The organism is Nitrospira sp. (genome assembly GCA_030653545.1).
Classification (GTDB): Bacteria; Nitrospirota; Nitrospiria; order Nitrospirales; family Nitrospiraceae; genus Nitrospira_D.
Window position 1 is genome coordinate 1 of the sequence record JAURZE010000013.1, and the last position, 25737, is coordinate 25737.

At 60.4% G+C, this 25737-nt stretch carries 29 protein-coding genes; 14 read left to right on the top strand and 15 right to left on the bottom strand.

Annotated elements, in window-relative coordinates; all coding sequences use genetic code 11:
• Positions 1-217 precede the first annotated feature (217 nt).
• The 9 genes from tmk (at position 218) to Q7U39_04175 (ending at position 8132) form a co-directional block, all read left to right on the top strand.
• Complete coding sequence (gene tmk, locus Q7U39_04135) at positions 218-892, top strand: dTMP kinase (protein MDO9117122.1); 675 nt, start codon at positions 218-220, stop codon at positions 890-892.
• 2 nt (positions 893-894) lie between these two features.
• A complete protein-coding gene (holB, locus tag Q7U39_04140) occupies positions 895-1923 on the top strand; it encodes a DNA polymerase III subunit delta' (GenBank protein ID MDO9117123.1) in 1029 nt (342 codons plus the stop codon).
• Between the two features lie 37 nt (positions 1924-1960).
• Positions 1961-4024, top strand: a complete 2064-nt coding sequence (metG, locus tag Q7U39_04145) for a methionine--tRNA ligase (GenBank protein ID MDO9117124.1) — start codon at positions 1961-1963, stop codon at positions 4022-4024.
• On the top strand, positions 4021-4884 hold the full coding sequence (locus Q7U39_04150) for a hypothetical protein (protein ID MDO9117125.1): 864 nt from the start codon (positions 4021-4023) through the stop codon (positions 4882-4884). Before metG ends, Q7U39_04150 begins: the two co-directional genes overlap by 4 nt.
• 74 nt (positions 4885-4958) lie before the next feature.
• Positions 4959-5258, top strand: a complete 300-nt coding sequence (locus Q7U39_04155) for a HigA family addiction module antitoxin (GenBank protein MDO9117126.1) — start codon at positions 4959-4961, stop codon at positions 5256-5258.
• A gap of 26 nt (positions 5259-5284) precedes the next feature.
• Positions 5285-5947 (top strand): methyltransferase domain-containing protein, encoded by a 663-nt coding sequence (locus Q7U39_04160; protein MDO9117127.1) that lies wholly within the window; start codon positions 5285-5287, stop codon positions 5945-5947.
• Positions 5948-6147: 200 nt separating this feature from the next.
• The gene (locus tag Q7U39_04165; protein ID MDO9117128.1) at positions 6148-6936 is read left to right on the top strand and encodes a hypothetical protein; all 789 of its coding nucleotides are present in this window, start codon (positions 6148-6150) and stop codon (positions 6934-6936) included.
• A gap of 94 nt (positions 6937-7030) precedes the next feature.
• On the top strand, positions 7031-7591 hold the full coding sequence (locus Q7U39_04170) for a hypothetical protein (protein ID MDO9117129.1): 561 nt from the start codon (positions 7031-7033) through the stop codon (positions 7589-7591).
• Between the two features lie 70 nt (positions 7592-7661).
• Complete coding sequence (locus Q7U39_04175; GenBank protein ID MDO9117130.1) at positions 7662-8132, top strand: hypothetical protein; 471 nt, start codon at positions 7662-7664, stop codon at positions 8130-8132.
• A gap of 83 nt (positions 8133-8215) precedes the next feature.
• Here Q7U39_04175 and Q7U39_04180 read toward each other — a convergent pair whose 3' ends face one another.
• From Q7U39_04180 to Q7U39_04190, 3 genes are all read right to left on the bottom strand, one after another.
• Positions 8216-8482, bottom strand: coding sequence for a BrnA antitoxin family protein (locus tag Q7U39_04180; protein ID MDO9117131.1), 267 nt, complete (start codon positions 8480-8482; stop codon positions 8216-8218).
• Positions 8430-8729 (bottom strand): BrnT family toxin, encoded by a 300-nt coding sequence (locus Q7U39_04185; GenBank protein MDO9117132.1) that lies wholly within the window; start codon positions 8727-8729, stop codon positions 8430-8432. The genes Q7U39_04180 and Q7U39_04185 overlap by 53 nt, the downstream gene beginning before the upstream one ends.
• 137 nt (positions 8730-8866) lie before the next feature.
• Positions 8867-9769, bottom strand: coding sequence for an alkaline phosphatase family protein (locus Q7U39_04190; protein MDO9117133.1), 903 nt, complete (start codon positions 9767-9769; stop codon positions 8867-8869).
• 387 nt (positions 9770-10156) lie between these two features.
• On the opposite strand from Q7U39_04190, the gene Q7U39_04195 reads away from it, so the two are divergent.
• The 4 genes from Q7U39_04195 (at position 10157) to Q7U39_04210 (ending at position 12749) form a co-directional block, all read left to right on the top strand.
• Positions 10157-10417, top strand: coding sequence for a DUF4160 domain-containing protein (locus Q7U39_04195; GenBank protein ID MDO9117134.1), 261 nt, complete (start codon positions 10157-10159; stop codon positions 10415-10417).
• A complete protein-coding gene (locus tag Q7U39_04200) occupies positions 10372-10707 on the top strand; it encodes a DUF2442 domain-containing protein (GenBank protein ID MDO9117135.1) in 336 nt (111 codons plus the stop codon). The genes Q7U39_04195 and Q7U39_04200 overlap by 46 nt, the downstream gene beginning before the upstream one ends.
• A 73-nt stretch (positions 10708-10780) precedes the next feature.
• A complete protein-coding gene (locus Q7U39_04205) occupies positions 10781-11725 on the top strand; it encodes a cation diffusion facilitator family transporter (protein ID MDO9117136.1) in 945 nt (314 codons plus the stop codon).
• A gap of 76 nt (positions 11726-11801) precedes the next feature.
• Positions 11802-12749 carry a GTP-binding protein gene (locus Q7U39_04210; protein ID MDO9117137.1) on the top strand — a complete coding sequence of 316 codons (948 nt, stop codon included), beginning with the start codon at positions 11802-11804 and terminating at the stop codon, positions 12747-12749.
• A gap of 27 nt (positions 12750-12776) precedes the next feature.
• Here Q7U39_04210 and Q7U39_04215 read toward each other — a convergent pair whose 3' ends face one another.
• From Q7U39_04215 to Q7U39_04230, 4 genes are all read right to left on the bottom strand, one after another.
• Positions 12777-13343, bottom strand: coding sequence for a phosphatase PAP2 family protein (locus Q7U39_04215; GenBank protein MDO9117138.1), 567 nt, complete (start codon positions 13341-13343; stop codon positions 12777-12779).
• A 169-nt stretch (positions 13344-13512) separates the two neighbouring features.
• Positions 13513-13941: a hypothetical protein gene (locus Q7U39_04220; protein ID MDO9117139.1), complete on the bottom strand. Its 429-nt coding sequence runs from the start codon at positions 13939-13941 to the stop codon at positions 13513-13515.
• 330 nt (positions 13942-14271) lie between these two features.
• A complete protein-coding gene (locus tag Q7U39_04225) occupies positions 14272-16683 on the bottom strand; it encodes a TonB-dependent receptor (protein ID MDO9117140.1) in 2412 nt (803 codons plus the stop codon).
• Positions 16684-16773: 90 nt separating this feature from the next.
• Positions 16774-17106 (bottom strand): hypothetical protein, encoded by a 333-nt coding sequence (locus Q7U39_04230; protein ID MDO9117141.1) that lies wholly within the window; start codon positions 17104-17106, stop codon positions 16774-16776.
• 239 nt (positions 17107-17345) lie between these two features.
• Here Q7U39_04230 and Q7U39_04235 point away from each other — a divergent pair, with 239 nt between their 5' ends.
• The gene (locus Q7U39_04235) at positions 17346-18404 is read left to right on the top strand and encodes a 3-deoxy-7-phosphoheptulonate synthase (protein MDO9117142.1); all 1059 of its coding nucleotides are present in this window, start codon (positions 17346-17348) and stop codon (positions 18402-18404) included.
• 25 nt (positions 18405-18429) lie between these two features.
• On the opposite strand, the gene Q7U39_04240 is transcribed toward Q7U39_04235, so the two are convergent.
• From Q7U39_04240 to zigA, 8 genes are all read right to left on the bottom strand, one after another.
• Positions 18430-18774, bottom strand: coding sequence for a zinc ribbon domain-containing protein (locus tag Q7U39_04240; GenBank protein MDO9117143.1), 345 nt, complete (start codon positions 18772-18774; stop codon positions 18430-18432).
• 25 nt (positions 18775-18799) lie between these two features.
• Complete coding sequence (locus Q7U39_04245; protein ID MDO9117144.1) at positions 18800-19846, bottom strand: TonB family protein; 1047 nt, start codon at positions 19844-19846, stop codon at positions 18800-18802.
• Entirely contained in the window at positions 19843-21303 is a 1461-nt protein-coding gene (locus tag Q7U39_04250; GenBank protein ID MDO9117145.1) for a hypothetical protein, read from the bottom strand. Before Q7U39_04250 ends, Q7U39_04245 begins: the two co-directional genes overlap by 4 nt.
• Positions 21304-21306: 3 nt before the next feature.
• Positions 21307-23538 carry a TonB-dependent receptor gene (locus Q7U39_04255; protein ID MDO9117146.1) on the bottom strand — a complete coding sequence of 744 codons (2232 nt, stop codon included), beginning with the start codon at positions 23536-23538 and terminating at the stop codon, positions 21307-21309.
• A gap of 132 nt (positions 23539-23670) precedes the next feature.
• Positions 23671-23985: a hypothetical protein gene (locus Q7U39_04260; protein ID MDO9117147.1), complete on the bottom strand. Its 315-nt coding sequence runs from the start codon at positions 23983-23985 to the stop codon at positions 23671-23673.
• Between the two features lie 4 nt (positions 23986-23989).
• A complete protein-coding gene (rpmG, locus tag Q7U39_04265) occupies positions 23990-24148 on the bottom strand; it encodes a 50S ribosomal protein L33 (GenBank protein ID MDO9117148.1) in 159 nt (52 codons plus the stop codon).
• A gap of 21 nt (positions 24149-24169) precedes the next feature.
• Positions 24170-24406: a 50S ribosomal protein L28 gene (gene rpmB, locus Q7U39_04270; GenBank protein ID MDO9117149.1), complete on the bottom strand. Its 237-nt coding sequence runs from the start codon at positions 24404-24406 to the stop codon at positions 24170-24172.
• A gap of 42 nt (positions 24407-24448) precedes the next feature.
• Entirely contained in the window at positions 24449-25732 is a 1284-nt protein-coding gene (gene zigA, locus Q7U39_04275) for a zinc metallochaperone GTPase ZigA (protein ID MDO9117150.1), read from the bottom strand.
• Positions 25733-25737 lie beyond the last annotated feature (5 nt).

A 25737-nucleotide genomic window follows, 5' to 3' on the forward strand; every position in this document is an offset into this window, starting at 1 on the left:
GTGCCGGAGTTGGTTGCGGCGATCGACGAGTTCATTCGGCTCAATAACAAGAACCCCAAGCCGTTCGTGTGGACCAAAACCGTCGACGACATTCTGAAGAAGATCAAGCATTGTAAAGCCATGATTGAGACACCACACTAGGCCCGGCCGTTCTTGCTATTCAGGGGGCAGGGCATTACGATCGCGACGAACTCTGAACCCGTGACAGGAACCACTCGTGGCGAAACGACGCAGTCATACAGCCGGCATCTTCATCACGCTGGAAGGCACCGAAGGGAGCGGAAAATCGACCCAAGCCGCTCGCCTGGCCCAGGCCCTTCGCGCCGAAGGCCATGCCGTGCTCCTCACACGGGAACCGGGCGGCACGCCGGCAGCCGAGCAGCTCCGCGCGGTGCTGCTTAAGAATAATTCGGAGTCGCTGGCGGCAGAAACGGAAGCCTTCGTCATTCTCGCAGCCCGCCGCCAACATGTGGATCACGTGATCGCACCGGCGCTGCAGCAGGGCGCAATTGTGATCTGCGACCGGTTCATCGATTCCACCTTGGCCTATCAAGGCTATGCGCGAGGGCTGGACCTGAAGACGCTGCGCACGATGAACCGCTGGGCCACCGGGGGCCTTGCGCCTGACCTCACTCTCCTCTTCGATCTTCCCGTGGCCACCGGCCTGCGCCGGCGGCAGCGCGATGCCGCGGGGCAGAACCGGCTGGACCGGGAGACAAGACGCTTTCACGAAAACGTGCGCGCCGGGTTTTTACAACTCGCGCGCAAAGAACCCCGGCGCATCAAGCCGGTCAACGCGGCGCGAACCCCCGACAGGATTGCAGACGACGTGCGCACACTCGTGTTCGACTGGCTGGAAACGCGCCGACCCCAAACGGGACGAACAAGGTAACCATGCCCTTTCGCGAGATCACCGGACATGAACATCCGATCGCGGTCCTGCGGGCCGCCGTCTCCCACGACCGATTGGGACATGCGTATCTCTTCCATGGCGAAGACGCGATCGGGAAACGCCTGACGGCCATCCACCTCGCCCAGGCCTTGAACTGCGAGCAGCCGCCGTCACCGGATGTACTGGACAGCTGCGGCGCCTGCCGCGCCTGCCTGCAAATCGCCGCGCGAACCCACCCGGACTTCATCGCGATCGACCCCGACCGTGAATTGGCCAATCCCGCCATCAAGATCGAACAGGTCAGAGAAATCGAACAGCAGTTCGTCTATCGCCCATTGATGGGCGAGAGAAAGATCTGCCTGATCGACGAAGCCGACCGCATGACCATCGGCGCCGCCAATGCACTGCTCAAAACGCTGGAGGAACCGCCGGGTCACGCGCTCTTCCTCTTGATTACCAGCAGGCCCAACGCGCTCCCGATCACCATCCGTTCGCGTTGCCAGCAACTTCGCTTCACCACACCGGCGCGCACGCAGGTCGAAGCAGCCGTGATCCTCAAGCGCGAACTGCCGCCGGTGGATGCGCGACTCCTGGCGCTCGTCACGGAAGGCCGCATCGGCGAGGCGCTCACGCTGGATGTCGCCGCCCTGCGTGAATGGCAACGCGACTGTTTGGCCATCGTAGCCCCCGCGACGCTCAGATCGATCAGCGCGATCCTGACACTGGCCGAGAGCCTCGCCAAATCCGACCGTGGCATCGAGACGCTGACCTGGCTTAGTCGCTGGATCCGGGATCTCATGCTCGTCCATGTCGGCGGCGACCGCGATCAAATTCTCCACCTCGAACAGATGGACCAGTTGCAGGAATATTCCCGCACTACCGATCTCACCCTGCTCCTCGACCTGATCAAGGAGATCGAACGCACACAGCAGAATGCCACCCGCAATCTGAATCTCCACATGGCCCTGGAATCCTGCCTGCTCAAACTCCGTGATGCCCTCGGCCTCGCCCCCGCCGGAATGCCTGCCTAGAAATCCTTATTCCCAACCTGGTATCTTCCCCTTCGTCATGCGAGATCAAAACACGTTCTACATTACGACGCCGATTTACTACGTGAACGATGTGCCGCACATCGGCCACGCCTACACTACCGTCGCCGCCGATGTGCTCGCGCGCTACTGGCGTCTGCGAGGTCGCGACGTCATGTTCCTGACCGGCCTCGACGAGCACGGCCAGAAAGTGCAGCAGGCAGCCGCAAAGGCCGGCATCGATCCGCAGGCCCATTGCGACAAGCTGGCGCCGCAGTTCCAAGACCTCTGGAAACGGTTGAACATTTCGAATAATGCCTTCATCCGCACCACCGATGCGCCGCACAAGAAAGTCGTTCAACGATATCTTCAAGAGCTCTACGATAAACAGCTGATTTATAAGGACTCGTATACCGGTTGGTATTGCACGTACGACGAACGGTTCTGGACTGAAAAAGACGTTGTAGGAGGGATCTGCCCGGACTGCAACCGCCCCATCGAACAGCTCAGCGAGCATAACTATTTCTTCAAGATGGGACAGTATCAGGAACAGCTCATCGACCACATCAAGCAGCACCCGCACTTCATCCGGCCCGAGTCCCGCCGCAACGAAGTCCTGGGGTTTCTGACGACCCAGAAGCTCGGCGACCTGTCTATTTCCAGACCCAAGTCGCGCCTCTCATGGGGCATCGAATTGCCGTTCGATCACGACTACGTGACCTACGTCTGGTTCGACGCCCTGGTCAATTACATCTCCGCCTTGGAATACAAACTGACGACACCCTCGGTTGATCGCTACTGGCCGGCGTCGGTCCATCTCGTCGGGAAAGACATCCTCACGACTCACGCCGTCTATTGGTCGACGATGTTGATGGCGCTGAACCTGCCGCTGCCGGAAACCATCTTCGCGCATGGCTGGTGGACCGTCGACGGCGAAAAGATGTCGAAGAGCCGCGGCAACGTCGTCGATCCCAACAAGATGGTCGAGACCTACGGCATCGATGCCTTCCGTTACTTCCTCCTGCGCGAAGTGCCGTTCGGGCAAGACGGAGATTTCTCACAGACGGCGATGATCACTAGCATCAACAGCGACTTGGCCAACGGCATCGGCAATCTACTCAGCCGTACCCTCACGATGATCGAGCGTTTCGCGGACGGGAAGATTCCGGCAAGCGGCCCGCCCGCGCTCCCGGAACTCGAAGAGAAGATCGCCCAGGCCGCCACGCAATTGCCGGCCACGTTGGAACGAGGCTTCAGCGCGCTCACCTTCCGCGACAATCTCCAAACAATCGGCGAACTGGCCAGCCTCTGCGATGAATACATCGACAAAGCCGCGCCCTGGAAGCTGGCGAAGAATCCCGACGACGCGCCGAAACTGAAAACCGTCCTGAATACCGCCGCCCGCGCCTTGCGCCTGCTGGCCGTCTCGCTCCATCCGTTCATGCCGCAAACCACGGAACAACTGGCCCGGCAGCTCGGCTACCACTTCGACTTTACCAAGGCCGTCCCGGCCTCTGCCTACCAGTGGGACAGCCCCGTAGCCGATCTCCCGATCGCCAAGGGAGCGCCGTTGTTCCCCCGGATCGAAATCGCCGCGGACACGAAGACGGCCACCGCAAAAGACGCGCCCAAAGCACAGAAAGATTCATCGAAAAAAGGAGCCAAACCAGTGAGCGACACACCCGCGACCCCGCAACCGGTTCCCGCCGCAGCCACCACGACCCCGGCCGCAACAACAACTCCGGCGGCACCGGCAGCAGCGCCCGCACCGGCCGCGCCACCACAGATCAGCATCGACGACTTCATGAAGATTCAGCTGAAAACGGCGAAAGTCATCAGCGCCGAACGCGTACCGAAGTCGGAGAAGCTGTTGAAGCTCCAAGTCTCACTCGGCACGGAGCAACGGCAGATCGTGGCAGGCATCGGCAAGAAGTATGAGCCGGAGGCACTCGTCGGCAAGATGATCGTGATCGTCGCGAATCTGAAACCGGCGAAGCTCATGGGCATCGAGTCGCAGGGCATGGTCCTGGCCGCCGGGGACAGCGAAGTGCGCGGCCTCGCCACCATCCTGGAAGAAGTGGAACCGGGCACCAAGGTCAAATGAACCGAGCGGGTATCAGGCTCCGCATTCTCGTCCTCGCACTCCTCCTGATGCCTCTGCCCTGTCTCGCCCTCCCCGCGCAGGAAGACGCCCCGCCCGACCTGCACCTGAACGATCCGAAACCCACAACCATCCTCGTGCGCGTCGTTGCCCATGGCTCCATGGTGCTGGGCAAGGAGGTCGGCGGCGCGCGCGTGACGATCACCGATGTGGCCAGCGGCCAGATCCTCGCCACCGGCATCCAGCAAGGCGATGCCGGCGATCAGAATCAGATCATGCGCACCCCGCGCCTGATGGAAGAGGCCCACTACAGCAGCCGTCCCGCTGCGGTGTTCACCGCCACGCTCGACCTGGTTACACCGACCCTCGTCGATATTGCAGCCGAAGGACCGCTCGCGTTTCCAGCCGCATCTCAACGCGTCTCCACTCGCGCCTGGCTAATTCCCGGCCATGACCTGACCAGCGACGGCATCGTCCTGACGCTCTACGGCTACATCATCCAGATCGAACATCCGAAATCCGTCGGCGGCGGGCTTATCGCGAAAGACGACGTGGTCCTACGCGCCTCCGTCCGCACCCTCTCCGGTGCACTCGTCCGTCCCCATGGCGATTGGGACTCGCGTAAAGTCCACATCTACGGCGAGCTGCTCATCGGCACGAAGGTGATGGAGCGCTTGCAGCTGTTCTACAGCGGCGATAGAGCCGCCTTCGAAGCGCCCTTCTTCGTCCCGCTCCCTAAAGATGCGCCCGACGGCATCACCCTCCGCGTCGTCGCGGCTGATCCGTCGAGCGGCAACTTCGGCGTAGCCGAAGCCAAGTATCCGGTGCTGAGCGAACGATTACCGCCCAAGTTGCCGAGGTAGTAACACTGCCCGCTCTCAGAGCATCTTCCATCGCGCGTGCAGATGTGATTGACTACCCTCCAGGGAGCCTAACCATGCGAATGAAGAACCCTCCTCATCCAGGACTGGCAGTGCGGCATGACTGCCTCGAACCATTAGGTCTCTCCGTGTCAGAGGGGGCAAAGGCGCTGGGTGTCACGCGGCAGGCCATGAATAATCTGGTCAGCGGAAAAGCCGGCATTTCAGCCGAGATGGCGATCCGCCTGGAAAAAGCGTTTGGAGGCAGTGCCGAGACTTGGTTGCGAATGCAGGCTGCCTTCGACCTGGCCCAGGTGGAAAAACGCGCAGGAAAGATTAAGGTCCGGCGTGTCAAAGACACATTGATATCAACCTGAGGTCACAGCCCCAAAAGGTCCTCGCCATGAAAACGATTGTCCTGCTCGCAGTCTTGTGCGCGACACTCGCCGGCTCCGCGCTCGCTGAAGACCAGCACCAGCATCGGCGTCCGGACGACATCAAACAATATCTGGAGCATCTCAACAGTACAGAGCGGGATCGCTATCAGAAGCCCGCCGAGGTGATCGACGCGCTCAAATTGAAGCCGGGCATGGCCATCGCAGATCTCGGCTCCGGGTCAGGCTACTTCACGCGCCGCTTCATCGAGGCCGTCACCGAGACCGGAATGGTCTATGCCGTGGATGTCGAGCCGGAAATGCTCGCCTATGCCAAAGAGAGCGTCATCCACATGCACACCGCCTACACAGCCGAGTTCATCCTCGCGCAGCCGGATAATCCCAAACTGCCGTTCGCATCCGTCGATCTTCTCTTCGTCTGCAACACCATCCATCATCTTGAGGACCGGCCAAAATATTTTAGCGATCTCAAGTCATCCCTCAAACCCGGAGCGCGCATTGCCATCGTAGACTTCTACCCCGACGAACGATCCGGCGACCTCGGCTTCCCGAAACACCATCTCGTCGCGCGAGACACCATCGTCCAGGAAATGACCGCAGCCGGATACCAGCTCGCCCGCGAGCACAGTTTTCTACCGAAACAATACTTTCTAGAGTTTGTCGCGCAGTAGATGGGATGCGACCCAAAGGAGGGCTCTTACGCCAATCTACCCAAGAACCTGGGATAGATGTTTCCGCAGTCGCAACTCATTGAAACAACAACGGGCAAGGCGTATGGTTCGCGAACAGTAGCGGCGTGCTACACGGACAGGAACTGGTAAGTCCGGCTCTTATACGGATCGACCTAAGCGGAGTTATAGATGGCTAGAACATGGCGATGAAGGTGACATTTGATTCCAACGTTTGGCGGGCTGTTGCCGACCCGAACCGTTTCCCTAACGATCCCATGCACACGGCTATACAGCGCATCCACAATGCAATTCGCAGTGGTCAGTTCGAAGGCTTACTCGCAGAAACGGTCTTCACCCTGGAGGGCATAAAGAAAGTCGATCGGAAGGCCTTCTTTACGCAGTACCGGACGCAGAGCAAGATTTCAGAAGAGGAGCAACCAGACGGATCCATACGTCTTGGCATAAAGATGGGGCCAGATCCAAACGCGCATCCAGGAAACAATCCCTATCTTGCGTCGCACCTAAACGATGCGCTTGGCGTTGGCTTTAAGCTCATGCGTTGTCATCGCGTGGCAGGGGTCCAGAATCCCGACCTTCGTAACGAATGGTTTTCTTCGCATAGCTCTTCTTCGGTAGACACGGCAAAAAAATTTGGCGAGGTGGGTAGAAAGATTGAAGCTACGGGCGCAGGTATTGCCCATATCAAGGCGATCGGCAATCGCTATGCCTCGCCAACGCAGCCCTGGTTTGAAGGTCTTGCTGTAGCACCAGCCTCCGAAGACGCCGCAATCGCGCGAGCAGTGGCCGAGTGGGCCGACGGCGACTGCATTTCTGCGCACATCGCGTATAGCAATGACTTCATGTGTACTCGCGACACGGCTACCGCGGCGGGCTCAAACTCAGTATTTTCGGCAAGCAACCGAGCGTGGTTAACTTCCCAATACGGCGTGCGGTTCGTGAACCCAAGCGAACTGGCAAGCCATATTTAACTACAGGTGGAACGGACGGGCCGCGAGCAGCAGTGCCAATACGAAAGCACCCGCTGCGGCCCGCCGTTCACCAAGGCGGTAGGTAGCTAGAGCGATGTGGTCAAAACTTTGGAACGATCCGGTATGGAGCAAGGTATTTGCTGGCCTCATCTTGGCTTTGGGCGCAACAATCGTCACTTACTTCCTCGACTGGTGGCCTACTTTCGGTCGTTGGGGAAGTCAGGGTTTTGCGTTCGCCCTAGCGAGCACGTCCACACCGCATTGGCTTCTTATCCTCTTAGGTCTCCTCGCACTTCCGACTCTCTTTCTCGCAGGCGCGATCGCGTGGACCAGCGTCTTTCCGGCTAAGGCCCAGGCACCCTCGTGGCGCGACTACACGACAGACATCTACTTTGGCCTCCGTTGGCGCTGGAGGTATTCCAGCGACGGCGACATCTATGATGCACACACCTTTTGCCCACACTGCGATTTTCAGGTATTCCCCCAGGACGTGAGCTCATTCCGTGCCATCGACCATATCGCGTTCCGGTGTGATAGTTGCAGTCGCGATCTGGCGGAATTCCCTGAATCGTTTGCCGCGGTGGAGAACAAGGCAAAGCGGTTCATTCAGCAGCGTCTCCGCAATGGTACTTGGAATGCACAGCAAACTGCCTAACTCCAGATGGAACGGACGCGCAAACCCGGCTCCCCGTTCACCACGACGTTAGCGGACACGATCGCGTCCCATGATCTCAAATGTTGAAACATACTTGGCCATTGCTCGGGAAGCACATGCCGAGATGAAAAGACTGGACGGCGAGTCGCGAAGGCCGAAACAGGACGGCAGCCCAGGACATATTGTCACCTATGACCCAGAACGCCGTTCTTTGAAACAGGCCATGATCGCTATTGCGTTCGCTGGCATTTACTTTGAGGCCGCAGTGTATTTGGTCGCTCTAAAGAAAGTAACCAAAGGTAAGGCCGGAAAGATTGATCGCCTACCCTATGAGCAGCGGCTGCCGAAGCTTGGAATAACTGACCAATCTCTGTTGGATGGTGCGCAAGCGCTCAGAGAAATACGGAAGGACCTTGTTCATGAAAAGGCGGTCCTGCCTGCGGAATTGGAGGCAGCTACATTTCGGCTCGCACAGAAGTCAGCGGATCAAGCGTTAGTTTTCATAAACCAGCTTCATGGGGTGCTAAGTGGTGCCCCCTAGCAGCCAAGTCAAGCCAACCGTGCGCTCGCACTTGCCAGGAGAAGGAAAAGTATCCGGAGTCCCTTTCAACTCTGCCCTCTGCCTCAGGACTTGTGCGCTTCCATGTAGGCCCTGAGGAGGGCATTGATGCGCGTCTGATAGCCGGGACCTTTGGCCTTAAACCACTTCAATACCTGTTGATCGAGCCGGATGGTGACCGCCGTCTTCGGCTCAGGGAGTCTGAGCACCGCACGCTTGAAAAAGGCTTTCCCCTGCTCCGGGATATCGGAGGTATCGATGGCCTTACCCTTCAACGCATCAATTTTTGCCCAGTTCGTTCGCGACCGCTTCTTGGTAGTGTTTTTCTTCACGCTTATTCGCCTTTCGCGCTGAGATAATCCGAATCAGACCCGGCTTCCGTTCTGCAAACGCGACGACCATGAGCCGTCCTCGAATGAATCCGAATCCGATCTGCCTGGTTTCGCCATAGTCTTTTCTCTCGTCAACCCCAACGAGCATGAGGCTGCGAAACATCTCCTGGACATCCAGAAAGTCGATGCCGTGCTTGGCAAGATTCGCTTGTCGTTTGGCTTCGTCCCATTCGAATCGCACAGGCATAGTGTACATACAACATGTATGTACGTCAACGACAGGTGCTCATAACGAGATGGGCTTCATCAGATATCCACTGAACGAGACGGAATATTCCCTCGTCACTTGAGAGAGTGAATTTCAGACGTGCCGTGGCAGCAGTATTACGGGTTGGTCGGGACTTTCCAGATCTGAGTGATCGGCTCGGCATCGGCGCTTGCGCCGGAGTGGGGAAGTCCGTAGAGATCTTCGATGGTGCGCAGGACGTTGTAGTGGGTGATCCGCTGGTCGTAACGCCCTGCTTTCACCATGGGGCCGATGAAGAGCGTCACGATTCGGTTATTCTCCTTCGCGTGATCATTATCTTCATCCCACGTCACAATCAGCAGGCTGTTGTGCTGCTGCGCCCACTGAACATAGGCCTCCATGTGGTCCCGTAGCCAGCGATCCCCCGTTTGAATGGCCTCCGGATCCTTGCCGTGGTGCATGTCGTTCACCTGGTTCGGCACGACGATGCTGACCGTGGGGAGCGTACGATAGTCGGCTGGGAAACTCGTCAGGGGCAGATTGATCTCTGCCGGGAGGCCATTGGTCGGGCTGTTCTGCCAATTGACCCAGGGATTATGTTTGCGGGCATAGCTCCCCTCTTTGCAGATCACCGAGCCCGCCGAAGGCAGGTCTTCTGAATAACCGGCGAACGTCAGCCCGGCTGCCAGCAATGCATGCCCAAGATTCGGCGTGGTCAACGTATGAGGGCATGAATTGTCGGTGATGCCCTGCATCGATCCGGAAAACAACGCGAGGTAATTCGGCTGGCTCGGGTGGGTGATCCCGAACGACTGTGTGAACAACGCACCCTTGGCGGCCAATTCATTGATGTAAGGCGCATGGGAAGAATCGATGATCTGGCTATAGGAATGGTTCTCTTCGATCACGATCACGATATGATCGGGTCTGGGCAACGAGGCATGAGTCGGGCTGTCGCCTCTAGGTGAAGACGCAGCCAACGCGCACGCGCCTATCGCCAGCGGCAACACCATCGCTCCGAGTATGAGTTTCCAGCGCATGCGGTTTTGTACCACCACCCACTGCTGATTTGCATCAAGTAGATCACGCTTGTCATGCCTGCGGCGCTCTAGCAGGATGCTGAAAAAGTCCGCCAGCGGCGTTCTCGCTTCACAAACAGGCTCAACGTACCGAAGCGTACGCCTCGCCTCTTCGCTCGCTGCGGCCTTGCCGGACAGCCTTTTGAGCATCCTGAGGTTATTCTGGCCCCAACATCATACGGAATATTCCAACCGTATTTTCATATACACCGAGTTTTTTCGCAGCCTGCTACGCCTCATTTGCACCCTAGACCTACTATTCCTTCACCCACTCAACCTGTGTAAGATAGGCCCAGCATCGGGTGATCGAGCAGCGTCTCTTTTCTAGCCGTGCAGTAAACAGCGGTTATGCCGACGATCAGCATCTTCTATGGTATCGTGATTCAAATGTTCTGGCGGGATCATAATCCGCCGCACTTCCATGCGCTCTACGGAGAACATGAAGCCATCTTTGATCTGCGTAATCTGACGGTGCTGCGCGGGGCGCTCCCCCGTCACGCAATGGCACTTGTTCTTGAGTGGGCCACCGATCATCGAGATGCTCTCATGGAGGACTGGAATCTATGCAGCCAACTCAAGTCTCCCAATCCAATCGAGCCGCTGCTGTAGAGCCGGCGATTCAACCGACCGCGCCTTGGCGGGTTGCTTCCGTGCATGCTGAGCCTGAGCGGCAGTTACGGGTCACGTTTGTCGATGGCACAACAGGTACGGTCGATCTGCGGAATTTTCTGAATGCCCCTCAGATCCAGGGCACGGTATTCGAGCCGTTGCGCGACCCGGCAGTGTTCGCCCAAATGCGCGTCGCCATGGGAGTCGTGCAATGGCCCAATGGCGCCGATCTCGCGCCCGATGCGATGTACGATGCGATCAAACTGCACGGCTGTTGGATTGTTGAATGATGGCGCGTCGGATTCTCTCTGACGTCCTGGTTTTTCTTAAAAGCTTCCCCGACAACCGTGCGACACTACGCCTATGACTGGCCTCGCTTCATTTGAGCATTTGCGTTCCCGTCTCTACCTCTCGCTCGGGCTGAATGCCCTGGTCATCACCGCTGAATTCATCGGCGGATTTCTCCTCGACAGCGTCGGCCTCATGAGCGACGCCGGACACAATCTCGTCGATCAGGGCTCGCTCTTTCTGGCGCTCTATGCGCACATCCTCACCAGGCAGCCGGCCAGCGAAACCCGCACGTTCGGTTACCATCGCGCCGGCGTCATTGCCGCGTTTCTCAACTCGTTCATCCTGGTGCTGACGGCGATCGGCATTACCCTCGTGGGCCTCAAGCGGCTGCTGCATCCGGTTCCTGTCGACGGCGGGTGGATCATGGGCATTGCCGCCATAAGCTTTGCGGCCAATCTCAGCATCGCCTTACTGCTCCAGCATGGCGCGAAAGACGATCTAAACATCCGCAGCGCCTTTTGGCATATGCTGGGCGATGCCTGGGTCTCGCTCGGTGTCGTGCTGAGCGGCGGCGCGATCATGTTGACCGGCTGGACGGTGCTCGATCCGCTCATCAGTCTCCTCGTGGTCGCGGCCATTCTCCATGGAGCCTGGCCGCTGTTCAGAGAATCCCTCGATGTGCTGCTGGAATCCACCCCGCCCACGATCAGCGCGTCACAGGTCGCCTCAACCATCGAATCCCTGCCCGGCGTGAAGAACGTGCACGATCTCCACATCTGGGCCGTGGAGCCCCGGCTCATCATGCTCACCGCCCATGTGCTGGTGGATGGAGACGACGCAGTCCTCACCAACGCGCTGCTCCGCTCGATCCATGAACGGATCACCGCCGACTTCGGCATCAAGCACATGACAGTTCAACTAGAGACTCATTGCAGCGATCCCGACGATGTCCATTGCGACCTGACCAAGCTCGCCGCCCAGCATCCTGAACTCGAAGCCCTCACCCATCACCATTGAGTTGTTCAGCGTCCATTTCGATCGGTAGAATACGGAGCACTATCTTCGTGCAGCTTTTCGATAACCAGGAATGAATATGCCAGTCCCCTTTTATCTCCTTTGCGGTTCTCTCGGCGCCGGCAAGACCACACTCTTGATGCGCCTGCTGGAATATTGGAAGAGTCAGGGCCTCAGGGCCGGCGTGCTGATGAACGAAGCGGGCGACGTGAGCATCGACGGCCCGCGCGCGGGCACCATCGCTGAACAGGTGATGAATCTGGCAGGCGGCTGCGTCTGCTGCGATACGAAGGAAGATCTCTCCTGGGGCATCGCGCAGCTCGTGAACGACGCCGCCTCCGATGTCGTCATCATCGAGTGCTCGGGGCTGGCCGATCCGGCTGAAGTGATCGACGCCGTGACGGACCTCTACACCGCCCGCCTCGCCACGCTGGAACGAGTCATTGCCCTGCTCCATCCCATCGCCAGCGACACCAGCCACTCCAGCCAATATGTCACCGCTCAAGCGATTCGCTGCGCGGACGAACTGATCCTCAATAAGCAGGATCTCTATGTGCCGGGCCATTGGGAGGGATTCAAAAGCGGGATTGTGAAACAGAATCCCTATGCCCGCATCTGGGAAACCACGCATGCGCGCATCGACGCAGCGGCGCTCCTGGCACCGGTGCACCAGGCGCGACCGGCCAAACACACGAATGTCGTCTTCGGCGAACCCCGCCCTGCAAGTTCCCATAAACGGGCGGACTATCATCCCATCGCCACGACCGTGAAACTTCCCTCACCGCTGAATCGCAAGCGTTTCGAGACTTGGACGAAATCGCTGCCTAAGGAACTCGAACGGGCCAAAGGCTTCTTTCGCTTCGCGGGTGAGCCGGAGCTGCAGGAATTTCAATACGCCCCGCCCGGAGCTCCCACCATCGCCCCCATCATGCTCCTCGACGAACCCAGCCCCGCCATCGTCCTCATCGGGCGAGGCTATGACGTGGAGACATTGCGAACCGCACTGCTGGCTTGCATGGAAGCGTAGAAACCGAACCGGCAGGAGAGACCGGCCCTACCGCGAGAGAGAAACAGAAGACTGCGCGGGTGTGCGAAACCTCGGCCACTGCAGCAGCGCCCAGGCGATGCCGCCGCCGATCAGGCCGCCTAAGACCCAGCCACCGAATACATCTGTGACATAGTGCGCCCCGATATAGACCCGCGAGAGTCCCACGAGTGCGACGATCGGCCAGCTGATCCAGCCGGTCTTGGGATACAGTACTTGCAGGAAGGCGGCCGCCGCCGCCGTGTTCATCGCATGGTTGGAGGGAAAACTGAATAAGCGTCCGCAGGCGCCGCCCCCGACGACGATGGCCTCATGAATCGCATGGCACGGCCGCACTCGCGCAAACACCCACTTCAGCTGCCCGCCGAGAAAATCCGACAGCCCGACGGCTCCGGCCAGAAACGGGCTCCCGAGCAACGCTTCCCACCGCCGGCGCATGATCCAATAGCCCGCGGCACAAGCCACCGGCAGATAGAGCGTGCTGGTCGCGCTCAATCTGAGAAACAGATGATCGAAGAATTCCGAGCGGCCGGCAAGGCCATTGATGGCGAGGAACAGTGATTCGTCGATTCTCACAAGGGCATCCTAGCATGAAGCCAATTGGACAGCGACTAGTAGAGGACTCTGAGGAGGTTCAAACGACTTGATGGCAAGGCCGCAGCAAGTAAGGAGCTGAAGCGTATGAGTCGATACGTTGAAGCTCCGAGCGACGCGAGAACGACGCCAGCGAGCTGTTTCAACCTCCTCAGCGAGTTCTGAAGTGGATGCGGACCGTCAGCTCGCCATCGACCATCTCGTCGCCCTTCATCTGCGGATCGAACGTCCACTTACTGAGAGCTGCGATACCGGCGGCCGTCAGCTCCCGATGCTTGGCCGGCTCCAACACCACCACCGTCACCTTGGCGTCTTTCGACACCAGCATGCGGGCCTTCATCCAGTCATCGAGTTCCTTGCCGTCGAGGGATGAGGGAATGCCCGGCCACGGGGTCGACTTTGCCACCGGCCCCTGCTGCTGATCTTTGTTCAGCGACAGGCCGTGGACATGCACCTCCGGCAGCTCCAGCACATCTTCGTGATGGTCATCGGCATGCGTGGCCTCGTCACCGGCCACCGCCCACGCGGCAGCCGGAAAACACAACAAACCCATTAGCGAAAGCGTCAGAATCTGTTTCATAGTATTTTGCATCCTACCTCATCACACACAGTTGCTCAAACAGACCGCTATTCTCACACCTCCGTTCCTGATGTGGTCTTCACAGAGGAACCTGCAGCCCCCTTCTTACACGTTGTCCCTTTTAGCCCTCGCGATTCGTGGCGGTTCGTCGCGAAATCGTGGAGTCGTGTGCGAGACGAGCACACGGAGCTGGGCGGGATGGAGGCGTACCCTTGCGGTACGTTGACTGACCGACCAGCGAGTCTGCTCGCCTGGCTGCTCGATGAGCAGCCAGGCTTGTCGCAGCCACGAATCCGCGATTGCAGCAGAAGCGTCCATGAGTCGCGCGGGCTAGAAGAACCACTGGCCGCGGAAAAAGAACGACCTCGGCATCCCCGCATGCGAGACACCGAGTCCGATGCTCCCCTCGCCACGGTTGATAAAATACTTCTGATCGAACAAATTGACCACATCGAACCCAATCAGAAACTTCTGTCCTTCCCAGGGAAGCGGAATCACATGGGTAATCGACGTATTGAAGACGGTATAGGACGGGCTATGCGTCGAATTCGTCTTCGCACCTTCATCCGCCGTCCGCAAGCCTGATCCGAACAGCATCTGCCCGCTGAACGTCGTCCGCTCCATCAGCCGGTAGCTGACGAGCGCCGAGCTGGTGATCGTCTGCTGGTGGTCGCAGAACACTCCGCCGGGCGAATTGATATCACCGATTTCCTCGCCGTGCAGCAGAAAATGTCCCGATTGGAGGCCATAGCCTTTGCACTGGCCCCAGGCCGCATTCAGCCGGGCCGTGAGATTGTCCATCACCTGGAACTTCAAGGCCCCGTCGATGCCGCGCTGCCAGCCATAGTTGAAGGCAAAGTAGTTCAACAACGGCGTCGTGCCGAACTGTCCGGCGTCGGACAGATTGCGGGCCAGCTTGTAGTACCCCGTCAATTCAAACGTCGCCCAACTAGAGAGCGCATGGTAGCTGCCCATTTCGAAGTAATGCGCCCGTTCGGCCCGGGGCGTCACATTCGTCGTATCTTCCGGTGCCGCTTTCGTGCCGGCCGTGTTCAGCTTCGCAAAGGAAATCGCTTCCAGGTTAGGCGGCGTGAACATCCGGCCGTAGAACACGTGAAACACATTCGACTGGTTCGCCTTGTAGGTCACGCCGATACGCGGACTCAGCTGCGCCTCGTCCCGTTGATATTGCACCACGTCGCCGCGCAACCCGAGATTGAATGTCCACTGGTCATTGGGCGTCCATTGATCCTGAATCCAGAATTCCTGCCGGTAGCCGACCAAGCGATTGTCGGCGTTGAGGCCGATGACATCGCCCGTCGGATTTCCCGCGCCGTCATCGAGGAAGGTCGAGAGCCGGGTCTTGTTGACCACTTGTGTCCGGTCGAACTGGAAACCCGTCTTGATGAGATGCTCTTTGCTGTGCACGTAGGTGTAATCCAGGCGAAGCCCGCCCGAGAAGGCCGTGCGATCCTGGCTGCCCGCTGAAAACGGCTCCGCTTCATCCGGCACATACGCCAACACATTGAACGGATCGGTCTTAAAGGTCGCGCGGGTATGCCGGAAATAGCCCGCCAGACTGAAGAACTGATTCGACGTCACATCATGCCGCCATACCAAGTGCGAGTACTGGTTCTGCTCATACTGCCGTTCGTCGACCCGCTCGGATGGCACCGCCGAAAAACCAGCCGGCAGAAGCCCGCCGATCGTGCCGTTCTGCGTTTGGCCCGGCAGCGTGGGAACCTGATACTTCGCCACGGAGTTCAAGAAGAGCAGCGTGAAGTTATTCGTATTGTCGTGCTGGTAGTCGCCGCGGAACATCGTCTGGTTCCGCTCGCTCTGGCCGTGAAAAATCGAGTGGCCGAGCGTCGGCGGCTCGATGCCGCGGTTCGTCGATGTGTGGCTGTTCATGATGTAGTAGCGGAACTTCTCGCCGACGGTCCCGCCGTATTCGAACGAGGGATTGACCGTGCGATTAGACCCGCCGAACATCTGCAACGATCCAAAGCCGGGCTTCGTCCCGCTCTTGGTCGTGATGTCGATCAACGCCGCCGTCTTGTTGCCGACGTTGGCCTCCATGCCGCCCAGGACGATGTCGGCCCGTTCCCATGTGCGGGGAGAGATGACATCTGAAAAGGTGGACGAGACGGTGTCGGGAATCGGCACGCCGTCGATGCGCAATTGGAGGTTGGCATGGTCCTGCCGGATGTGGACCTGTTTCAGCGAGCCGTACGCGGCGCTGGGGATCGTCAGCAACACATCGTGCAATTCGTTATTGTTGCCGCGCGGCAACGCTTCGATGTCTTTCCGGCTCACCGAGTAGGTTTCGCTCGATGCCTTGTACTGAATCGGCGGCAGCGGCGAGACCACTTCCAACGCGACCTCTTTCGTCTTCGACAACGTCAGCGTAATGGGCTTCGGCTCATCCGTCCTGATCTGCAACACGACGTATTCGCTCCGATAGGTATCCTGTACGGCGCTGACCGAGTAGGTTCCCGCCGCGGGTACGGAGGCGATGAACTCGCCGGCATCGTTCGACACCGCCGTCGCCACCACATTGCCGTCCTGATCCTTCACCTCCACCACCGCCTGCCCGACCCGGCGAAGGTCCTGATTCTGAACCGAGCCGCGAATCGTACTGACGGCTTCCTCCGCTGCATGAGCCGGTGACAGCCCCCCACCATTCCCGACCAGGCTCCCAACAATCAGACCGACACAGATATGAAACCACGCGCGTCGCATACAGATCCTCCACGTTCAACATCGAAATAGAATAGAGCCCGGCGCCCGGCACAGACTGCGCCGAACCCGGCACGACTCGTTGAAGGGAACTTAGCGGCGTGGAGGAGCGCGGGAGGGATCGAACGACGAAGGCTCAACAGACAGCAGAATGGATTCAACCGGATGCTCGGCGAATCGGACCAGCTCACCGGCGACCAGAATCGGCGCGCCATCACCCAACGACCCGGCCGTATTGTGCTGAACCCACTGGCAGAGGTCGGTATCGGAGTGTTCGTGGCCGTCGTGATCGGCGGCCGCCAGCTCATGATGCACATCCTGCGCGACCGCGAACGGCGCGATTGCCAGGAGCAACAGCACGAGCACAGCACTCAGGCCCAGGGAGCAGGCCCGCGAAAGACCGGCACGAGCCGCGAAACGGCTCATTGATAAGAAATAGACATTCATCCAGTATTTTGAACCATTGATTTGGGGAAGGCTACGTATCATGGCCGTTACAACGATGTCAATCGGAGTCGCCCGCGAGCCACTCACTCCTACACCGGATATCCCTCTGCTCTCAATGCCCGCCTGTGGACTTTGGTGCTACAATTTGTCTATAGTGGCGCGAATCTGCCGCCTCTGTTCCTGCAAGATCTCCTCGGCAGAAAAAGGCGATGACCTACATGAACCGACCCATCGACAACCAACATGTCTTAGAAATCAACGCGCTCCCCTCGCCGCGCGCCATCAAGACGAAGCTTCCCATCACGGATGAAGCCGCGGCTCTCGTCGTCGAAACGCGTGATGCCATCCGTCGGATTCTCCATGGCCAGGACCGCGACAGGCTGCTCGTCATCGTCGGTCCCTGTTCCATTCATGACCCCGAAGCCGCCTACGAATATGCCGCCAAGCTCAAGCCGGTGGCAGAAGCCCTGCGCGACCGCCTGTTGATCGTCATGCGCACCTACTTTGAAAAACCCCGCACGACCGTCGGCTGGAAGGGCCTCATCAATGATCCCCATCTGGACGGCACCTGCGATATCGCCACCGGCATGGAACTGGCTCGCACAATTCTCTTGAAGATCAATCAGTCCGGCATGCCCTGCGCCACCGAGCTGCTCGATCCGATCAGCCCGCAATATATCGCCGATCTGATCAGCTGGAGCGCCATCGGCGCCCGCACTACCGAAAGCCAAACCCATCGCGAACTGGCCAGCGGCGTCTCGATGCCGGTCGGATTCAAGAACGGCACCGAAGGCAGTCTCCAAGTCGCCGTGAACGCCATGACCTCGGCCCGCGCACCGCATCATTTCGTCGGCATCAACGCCGAAGGGCAAACCTCGATCATCCGGACCGCCGGCAACCCGGACCGGCACATCGTCCTCCGTGGCGGCGGCGGTAAAACCAACTATGAAGCGGAGCATGTCGCCAAAGCCGAAGCGGCGGTCGCCGGTGAAGGAATCGCGCGTCCGATCATGATCGACTGCTCGCACGACAACTCCAACAAGGACCATAAACGCCAGAGCCTCGTGGCCCGCGACGTGCTCCGCCAGTTCCGCGAGGGCCGCCACTCCATCATGGGCTTGATGCTCGAAAGCAATCTCAACCCCGGCAAGCAGGCCTGGAAGCAGGGCGTGACGCTCGCGCACGGCGTCTCCATCACCGACGCCTGCCTCGGTTGGGATGAAACAGCCGCATTGCTGAACGAGCTGGCCTCAGAGGTTGTCTCAAAGCCGGTGTAAGACTTCGCGACCTTACTGTGCCTGCTCAAGGCCCCTCCCCCTCCGTTCCGCAGCCGCGGCCGCAGCCGCCCGAATCCGATGCGCCGTCGGGATGATGATGGCCGCACCCGAGATCGCCGAGGCCTCCACCGAAGAGGTTTTTGAGGGTCGCCGGCGGCGCGTCCGATCCGGTATCGGTCTTGGTCCAAGCCTCCGATTTCGCCACCATATCGACCCCGGCCGAAAACGTGGACAGGACCCGCTCCAGCGGCGCCCCGCACCGTTCACACGCCGCTCTCGGCGCATCGCCGACCTCCTGCCGATAACAGAACCGTTTCGGGCAGAACAACGACTCCAGACAATAGGCCGCGGCGTATTCATAGAGCGGCATGCTGACTCCGTCCTCTTCGACCCCATCACGAATCCAGGCGATACTGAATCTGCACGCGTAACACGACCTGGCTCCGGCCCAGGGGTTGCGGTAATGCGAGCGGGCAGGAGCGCTTGATGACCTCGATCGCGGCACGATCGAGCGCCTCATGCCCGGAACTCGTCGCAATGGTCACTTCCAGCAAGTGGCCGTGCTCATCGATGACCGCCCGCACGACCACATTTCCCTGCCAGTGATTCAGCCGGGCTTCATGAGGATATCGCTTCAACTCCGCCACCCGGCTCCAGAGCGTCTGCATCAACCATCCGAAATCCGGTTTGGCGTGAACCGGCGCCGGCCCGGTCGCCGCCGTGGCAGACTCGCCCAGGACCGGAGCAGGCGGCAGAGGCCTGTCATTCATGGACTCCGAAGACACGGCCGCCGCCGGAGCTGGCGCGGGAGCCGCTGCTGCGGCTTCCGCGCGCACCTCCTGTGGCTCCCCGCGAAAGACCGGAGTGGAGAGTCCAGTCTCCCGTGAGGCCTCCACGGCAAGCTGAGCTGGCGCCTCGTCCGTCGGAGGGACCGGCGCAGGGTTCGCCGACGAGACAGCCACAGCCGATTCCTCCGGCGGAGAAGGTCGGTCATTGGTGCCATGACTCAACACGTCCTCGGCGGCTGATGGCATTGGGTTCGCTTCGATCGCTCGATCGGACGGGAACGCCCGCGACGCTCCCGACACCGTTGCCGGATGAGCGTCGATGACAGGCGTGGCCGTCACCGGCTCAGCACTCGCGCGGCTCGCTTCCACCGTACGCTCGTGAGCGGCGGCGGCCGAGTCTGCGGCAGGCGTGGACAGGGGCCTTGATACCTGCCGCACCACCCGCGATGCCAGTGCCGAGACGGGTCTCTCCGCTTGGCTGGAAAGACTCTGGACTAGCGCGACGTCCCACTGAAACACCTCGCGCTGCGGCGGCACGGATTCCTGCGACCAGACCCACCCCGCGCCGCCCCAGAACAGAACATGCAGCAACAACGAGCATCCCCAGTTCCTGAGATCGGGACGGATCGGTATGCGCCCTATGCCGCGGTTCATCGTGCCCCCTTCGAAACGGATGGGCGAGTCGCCCAGATCCACAATCCCGACAGGGCGAGCCCTGCGCCTAGTCCGCACCAGCCCGCCATTCCGATCCGTCGGATGTCCTCATGCCCGAAGAACCAGGGCGCATCCCACCGATGCAGCAACTCAAACAGACGGTGGTAGGTCCTGCGGGAGGGATCGAGCATCTCAAGAATCTCACCCGTCCGCGCATCGACATCGACCCAGAGAGGCGACGGGTCCTCGCGCTGCACACGAAAAACGGGAGGCAGCGCCTCCCGCGCGATCGCCGAATCGCGCCGCCGCTCCTCCCCGCTTCTGCGCCGGATGGTCAGCGCCGGCGCGCCCCCGAGGAGGGCGCTGACGGACGACTGCACCGTCGGCTCAGAAAACTCTTCCCGCGCCGCCGCCTCCGGATAGGTCAGCGCCACGATGGACTGATGCGACGCCGATTCGCGGCCGATCGCATACAGCGTTCCCGCCACTTTCGTCACCCGTATCTCCTTCACTCTTCCCCCTGCCGCCATGCGGGACCACGCTCCCGCCGATCCTGCAAGGTCGCGCGCCGTCACGCGCCCGCCCATCGCCCGTTCCCGCTCCGCCGCCGAAGCTTTTCCGTCTGAAAACCATCGCCCGTGATCCATCGACAGCCACCCGCTGGCAATCCAGCACACGACCGCCACGCCGCCAATCGCTCCGAGCACGCGATGCACACCCCGAGATCCTCCGGAGAACCCCTTCCATCCATCGCGCGTCAGACCCCTGAGGCTCAGCCAGGCACCGGCCAGCGCCATCACCGTTGACAGCGCCCCAACCCACCAGAGCGTCCTGTCCCAGAGCGCCCACTGTCGACGCAACCAGGGCAGATACCACCAATGCACCACCGCACCGGCCAGATTCCAACGCCGCTCCGCTACCGTCGTAGCCTGGACGACTTCGCCGGTCGTCCCGGAGAGATACAGCACCGGCGCCGACGGTCCCGCCAGTTCCGCTTTCCACAACGGCCGGTGCGGATCGAACCGCTGATGCACGGTCCAGACATCGTGTTCGATCGCGCCAATCGAGACGATCGCGCCTTCCAGCGCCATGCGTTCCGCCGCGCGCTGCGCCTCAACGGCGACGAGCAGTCCTCCCCGGTTCTCGGCATTCACCTGCCGCGCCATCAGCGAACCGTCGAGATACTGTACCGCCACGACGGGGACCTCCCCGACGGCGATGACCCGCAGCTGCTCGATCCCTTCGGGACGGTCGAACTCATGAACGATCCCCTCGAGCTCCCCACAGCAGAGGGCCGGATCGATCACCCCGGCCATGGAGAACCACTCGCTTTCCGTCACACTCGGATACGGCACCCACAGCATGACCAGGCCGGAGAGACACCACAGCACCACCGCCGGCCCGACGCCGAGCGCCAGCCAGCGATGCCACCCAATGACGGAACCGCCCCTCCCCATCGACTAAAACCGGGCCATCATCAGCAATTCCACCGTTCGCGGCGCCCCGATCAGAACCTGACTGGGGTAGAACGGGTCCGCCCAGATCGCATAGGTCTTATCGAGCAAATTGCGGCCGCGCAGCATGAAGGTCATGTTCTTGTACGGAACCGAGACCCAGGCGTCCGTGGTCATGTAGGCATTGAGCCGGACAGCGTTCGCGTTATCCGCGTAGCGGTGGCCGACGTAGCGGAACGCCGCGCCGAGATCGAACGGCACGACAAACGGCACCCGGTAGACGCTCCAAATGTTGGCCATCGTTTCGGGAACGTTCGGCGGGCGATTGCCGCCGCGGGAGACCACATTGCCTCCATCGGTTTCCGAAAAATCGGCAAACCGCGCGGACAGGAAGGTGAGATTGCCCTGCAACCGCCAGGCGTCGGTCGGACGGATGGCGCCGCTGAGTTCCACTCCCTTGGAGGTCTGCCGTCCCACATTCTGGGCCGTGGTCAGCGAGGTCTGGGTCAGGATATTCTTCCGGAAGATGTCGAAGTAGGCCAGCGTCCATTCCGCCCGGTTGTTCCAGAGCCCCTGTTTGAGTCCGATTTCCCACTGCGCCCCGGTCGCCAGATTGAAATTCTCCCCCGCCCGAACGATGAAGACATTCGTGCCGACCGGATCGGCCGCCGTCGCATACTGACCATACAGCGTCAGATTCGGCAGCAAGTCGTAGACGAGTCCCGCGCGCCAGGTCGTCGGATTAAAGTTCCGTTCAAAGCTGGCGGTCGTATTGAACACGCCGGCGGCATTGAAGAGCTTCCGATCCAGATCGATATGGTCGTGCCGCAGGCCGCCGACCAGCTTGAGCGCATCCGTCAGATTGAATTGCTCTTCGATGAAGAGCGCGGCCGTCGTAATCGTCGTCCGCTGCGCGGCCGAAGTGATCGAGCCGAACGAGCCGCTCGGAATCGCCAGCGGGTTGATGCTGTCGCCCCCGCTGAAGAAGCTGGGCCGGTTCAGATGGAGATGGCTGAAATCCACCCCGATGACAAACCGGTTCTTGTGCTCGAACAGCCGCTCGTTGATCTGGGCTTCCAACCGGTCGCCCGCCACATACTGATCATGCTGGACGAAGAAGCGGTCCCGATCGATCAGCTGAGTGCCGGTGTTGAATTGGTAGGTCTCGCCATTCTGCCAGTTCCGCTCCGCCCAATAGTAGTAGGCCTGATTGCGGATCTCGATCGTGCTGGTCGGCTGCCAGTTCGTCTTGAACTTGGTCCAATACGTCGTGGCGCTCATATCGGCGTCCACGACGTTGAAGTTCTGCCGGAGGATGCGCCCGTCGATCGTCCGCCCATCGTTCGTCGTGACGACGCCGCCGACCGCCGCCGAGCCGGCAAAGCTGCCGGGCATCAGGGGCGTCCCCCAATAGGGCACACTGCGATCGTGCGTCACATCGAACGACAGTTCGAAGTTGAGGTTGGGTGCGGCGTCATAGAGCAGCGCGCTCGTCCAATTCCAGTAGGTATAGGGCGCGCGCTGCACTCCGGCATAGTTGTCGGAGTTCTGATAACTGAGATCCACGCGATAATGCAGCTTGTCGGATCCGAGGGGCCCGCCGCTCCCCACCGCCGTCCGGAGCGTGTTATACGATCCGATGGACAGGAGCGCATCGGTTGTGACGTGGTCCTCCCGCAGCGGACGCTTCGTCACAAAATTGATCGCCCCGCCCAACGCCCCTTCCCCGTAGAGAACCGAGGCCGGCCCCTTGAGAATTTCGATCCGGTCGAGATTCCAGGTATCGCGCGGCCGCGACGTCATGGACGCCGGCCCGATCATCAATCCGTCGTAGAGCAACCGCAGCTGATTGTTGGTGAAGCCGCGCATCGAAAAATTGGCCGGATTGCCGGGCGAATCGCCCACCGACAGGCCCGTCGCGCCCTGCACCGCTTCTGAAATCGTCCGTAACCCGCGCTCCTGCATGAGTGTCTGATCGACGACTTCGACGCTCGCCGGGATCTCGCGAATCGACACACCCAACCGGCTGGCGGAAGGGCTTTGTTCCTCCAGATGCAGCGACCCGGTTCCCGCTGATGGAATTGCCTGACTGCGAATCTCCAGCGGAGGCACCTCGACCTCCTGTGGCCCCTCAGGATTGCCTTCCGCTGCGCGAATCGACCCTGGCCAGAGGACAGCGCTCCCGGTCACGACACTGACGGCCAATAGACCCACGATCATGTAACGAAACTCACTCACAGCATTCCTCCTTGAGGCGAACTCACGGACGTCCGCACATCAGATGACAGTTCTTTCCCTGCTTTGCCGAGACCGGAACGGATGCGGCAAGGCCGCAATGGTCCGATGGGCACCCTCTACACGGTGTGTTGATTAGGAAAGAATGGCCGGAGGCGGGCCGCGAACGGACGGAGACGAAAGGGGTGATGAATCACGGGACGCGTAGACCAGCGGACTGAGCCACGCGATCAGATCGATCACCGCGATGCCAGCATCGCCTGAAGCGAGTCCAGACTCGGCCGCATGGTCGAGCCACGCGTGATCGTCCAGCATCGTGTGCGCGGGGTTGCCGGTCAGCAGTCCCAGCTCATGATCGAGCAGGACGAACGGCAACGGCAGCGCCAACGCCAGATAGGCGAGCAACGCTCCGGCCAGCACGACGCGATGAAGATAGGAACAACGCACCATCGTCTTACCGCTTTTCCTTATGCACCGCGTGTTTCCGACAGAATGAGCAATACTTCTTCAGCTCGATCCGGTCCGGATCGTTCTTCTTGTTCTTCGTCGTCGAATAGACCGACTTCCCCGGCGACTCACAGCCGATACAGGCGATGGTAATCACTTCACGCATGATCAGACTCCCTGGTCCTGGTTAAATCTTTTCTCCCGCCGCTCGCATTTCCGCCACGACACGGACCAACCCCTTCTTGTCGATGATCTTCATCCCGTGCGCCGAGACCGACAGGGTGATCCAGCGGTTTTCATCCGGCAGAAAATACCGCTTTCGCTGGATGTTCGGCAGGAACCGCCGTCTCGTCCGGTTGTTGGCATGACTCACGTTGTTGCCCGACACAGGCTTCTTCCCCGTCACCTGACATTGCTGGCCCATCCACTCCTCCTTGTTCACATCACCTTGTCGCCACACGCCCCCTTACACCCTCAACAGATCGTCATCGGCCTCCTGATCCTCCGGCGGATGTTCCGCCATGAGGGGAAACGGATCGGTGGCGGCGCGCCAGGACGCCAGCCCCGGCTCCAACTCTTCCTCCGTCAACAGACAGGCTTCCAGCCGGGCCCTGAGAGCCGCCTGATCCATCTTGCGGCCGATCAGCACCAATTCCTGGCTGCGGTCGCCAAACTCCGGATCCCACACGCCCTGCACGCGCTGATATTCTTCTTCATCCTCCGGCCACTGCGCCTTGGGCAATGCGGCATACCACCGCCCCACCCAGCGGACGGCGCCGGTCCCGCCCGCCTGCGACCAGAGGGCGATCAGATCCGGGCGCGAGGCAATCCAGAACAGGCCCTTCGACCGAAGCACGCCCGGCCAGGGCTCTTGAAAGAAGTGCCACACCCGCTCCGGATGAAAGGGGCGCCGGGCCCGAAACATCCAACTGGCGATACCGTATTCATCGGCCTCGGACCGCGCGTCACCGCGCAAGGTCTTCATCCACCCCGCCGCCTGGCTCGCCTGCTCAAAGTCGAATCGCCCCGTATCCAGAATGGCGCGGAGATCAACCCGGCCGTGGGACACGGGCAGACAGACCGCCTCGGGATTGAGCCGCGCCAGAATGGCCGACAGCTCGGCCATCTCGCGTTCCGACACCAGGTCCGCCTTATTGATGACCAGCACGTTGGCAAACTCGATCTGATCGATGAGGAGATCCGTGATCGTCCGCTCATCCTCTTCGCCGAGGCCCAACCCCCGGACCCGCAGGTCTTCGGCTTCGTGATAGTCTTTCAGAAAGTTGACGGCATCGACGACCGTCACCATCGTATCCAGCCGGGCGACGGCGGAAAGACTGCGCCCCTGCTCGTTTTCGAACTGAAAGGTTTCAGCGACCGGCATCGGTTCCGAGATCCCCGTCGATTCGATCAGCAGATAGTCGAACCGCCGCTCTTCCGCCAGCCGCGCCACTTCCTTCAGCAGATCCTCCCGCAGCGTGCAGCAGATGCAGCCGTTGCTCATCTCCACCAGTTGCTCGTCGGTCCGGCTGAGCGCGGCGCCGCCCTGTTCGACCAGCTGGGCATCGATATTGACCTCGCTCATGTCGTTGACGATCACCGCGACGCGCAGGCCCTCCCGATTGTGCAAGACATGATTCAAGACGGTCGTCTTGCCCGCTCCGAGAAATCCCGACAGCACCGTCACCGGCAGGCGGTCGTCGGGGCTGCGGCGCGAGCTCCTGACTGTTTGTTCCAAGACTGTGGTCATGGCTG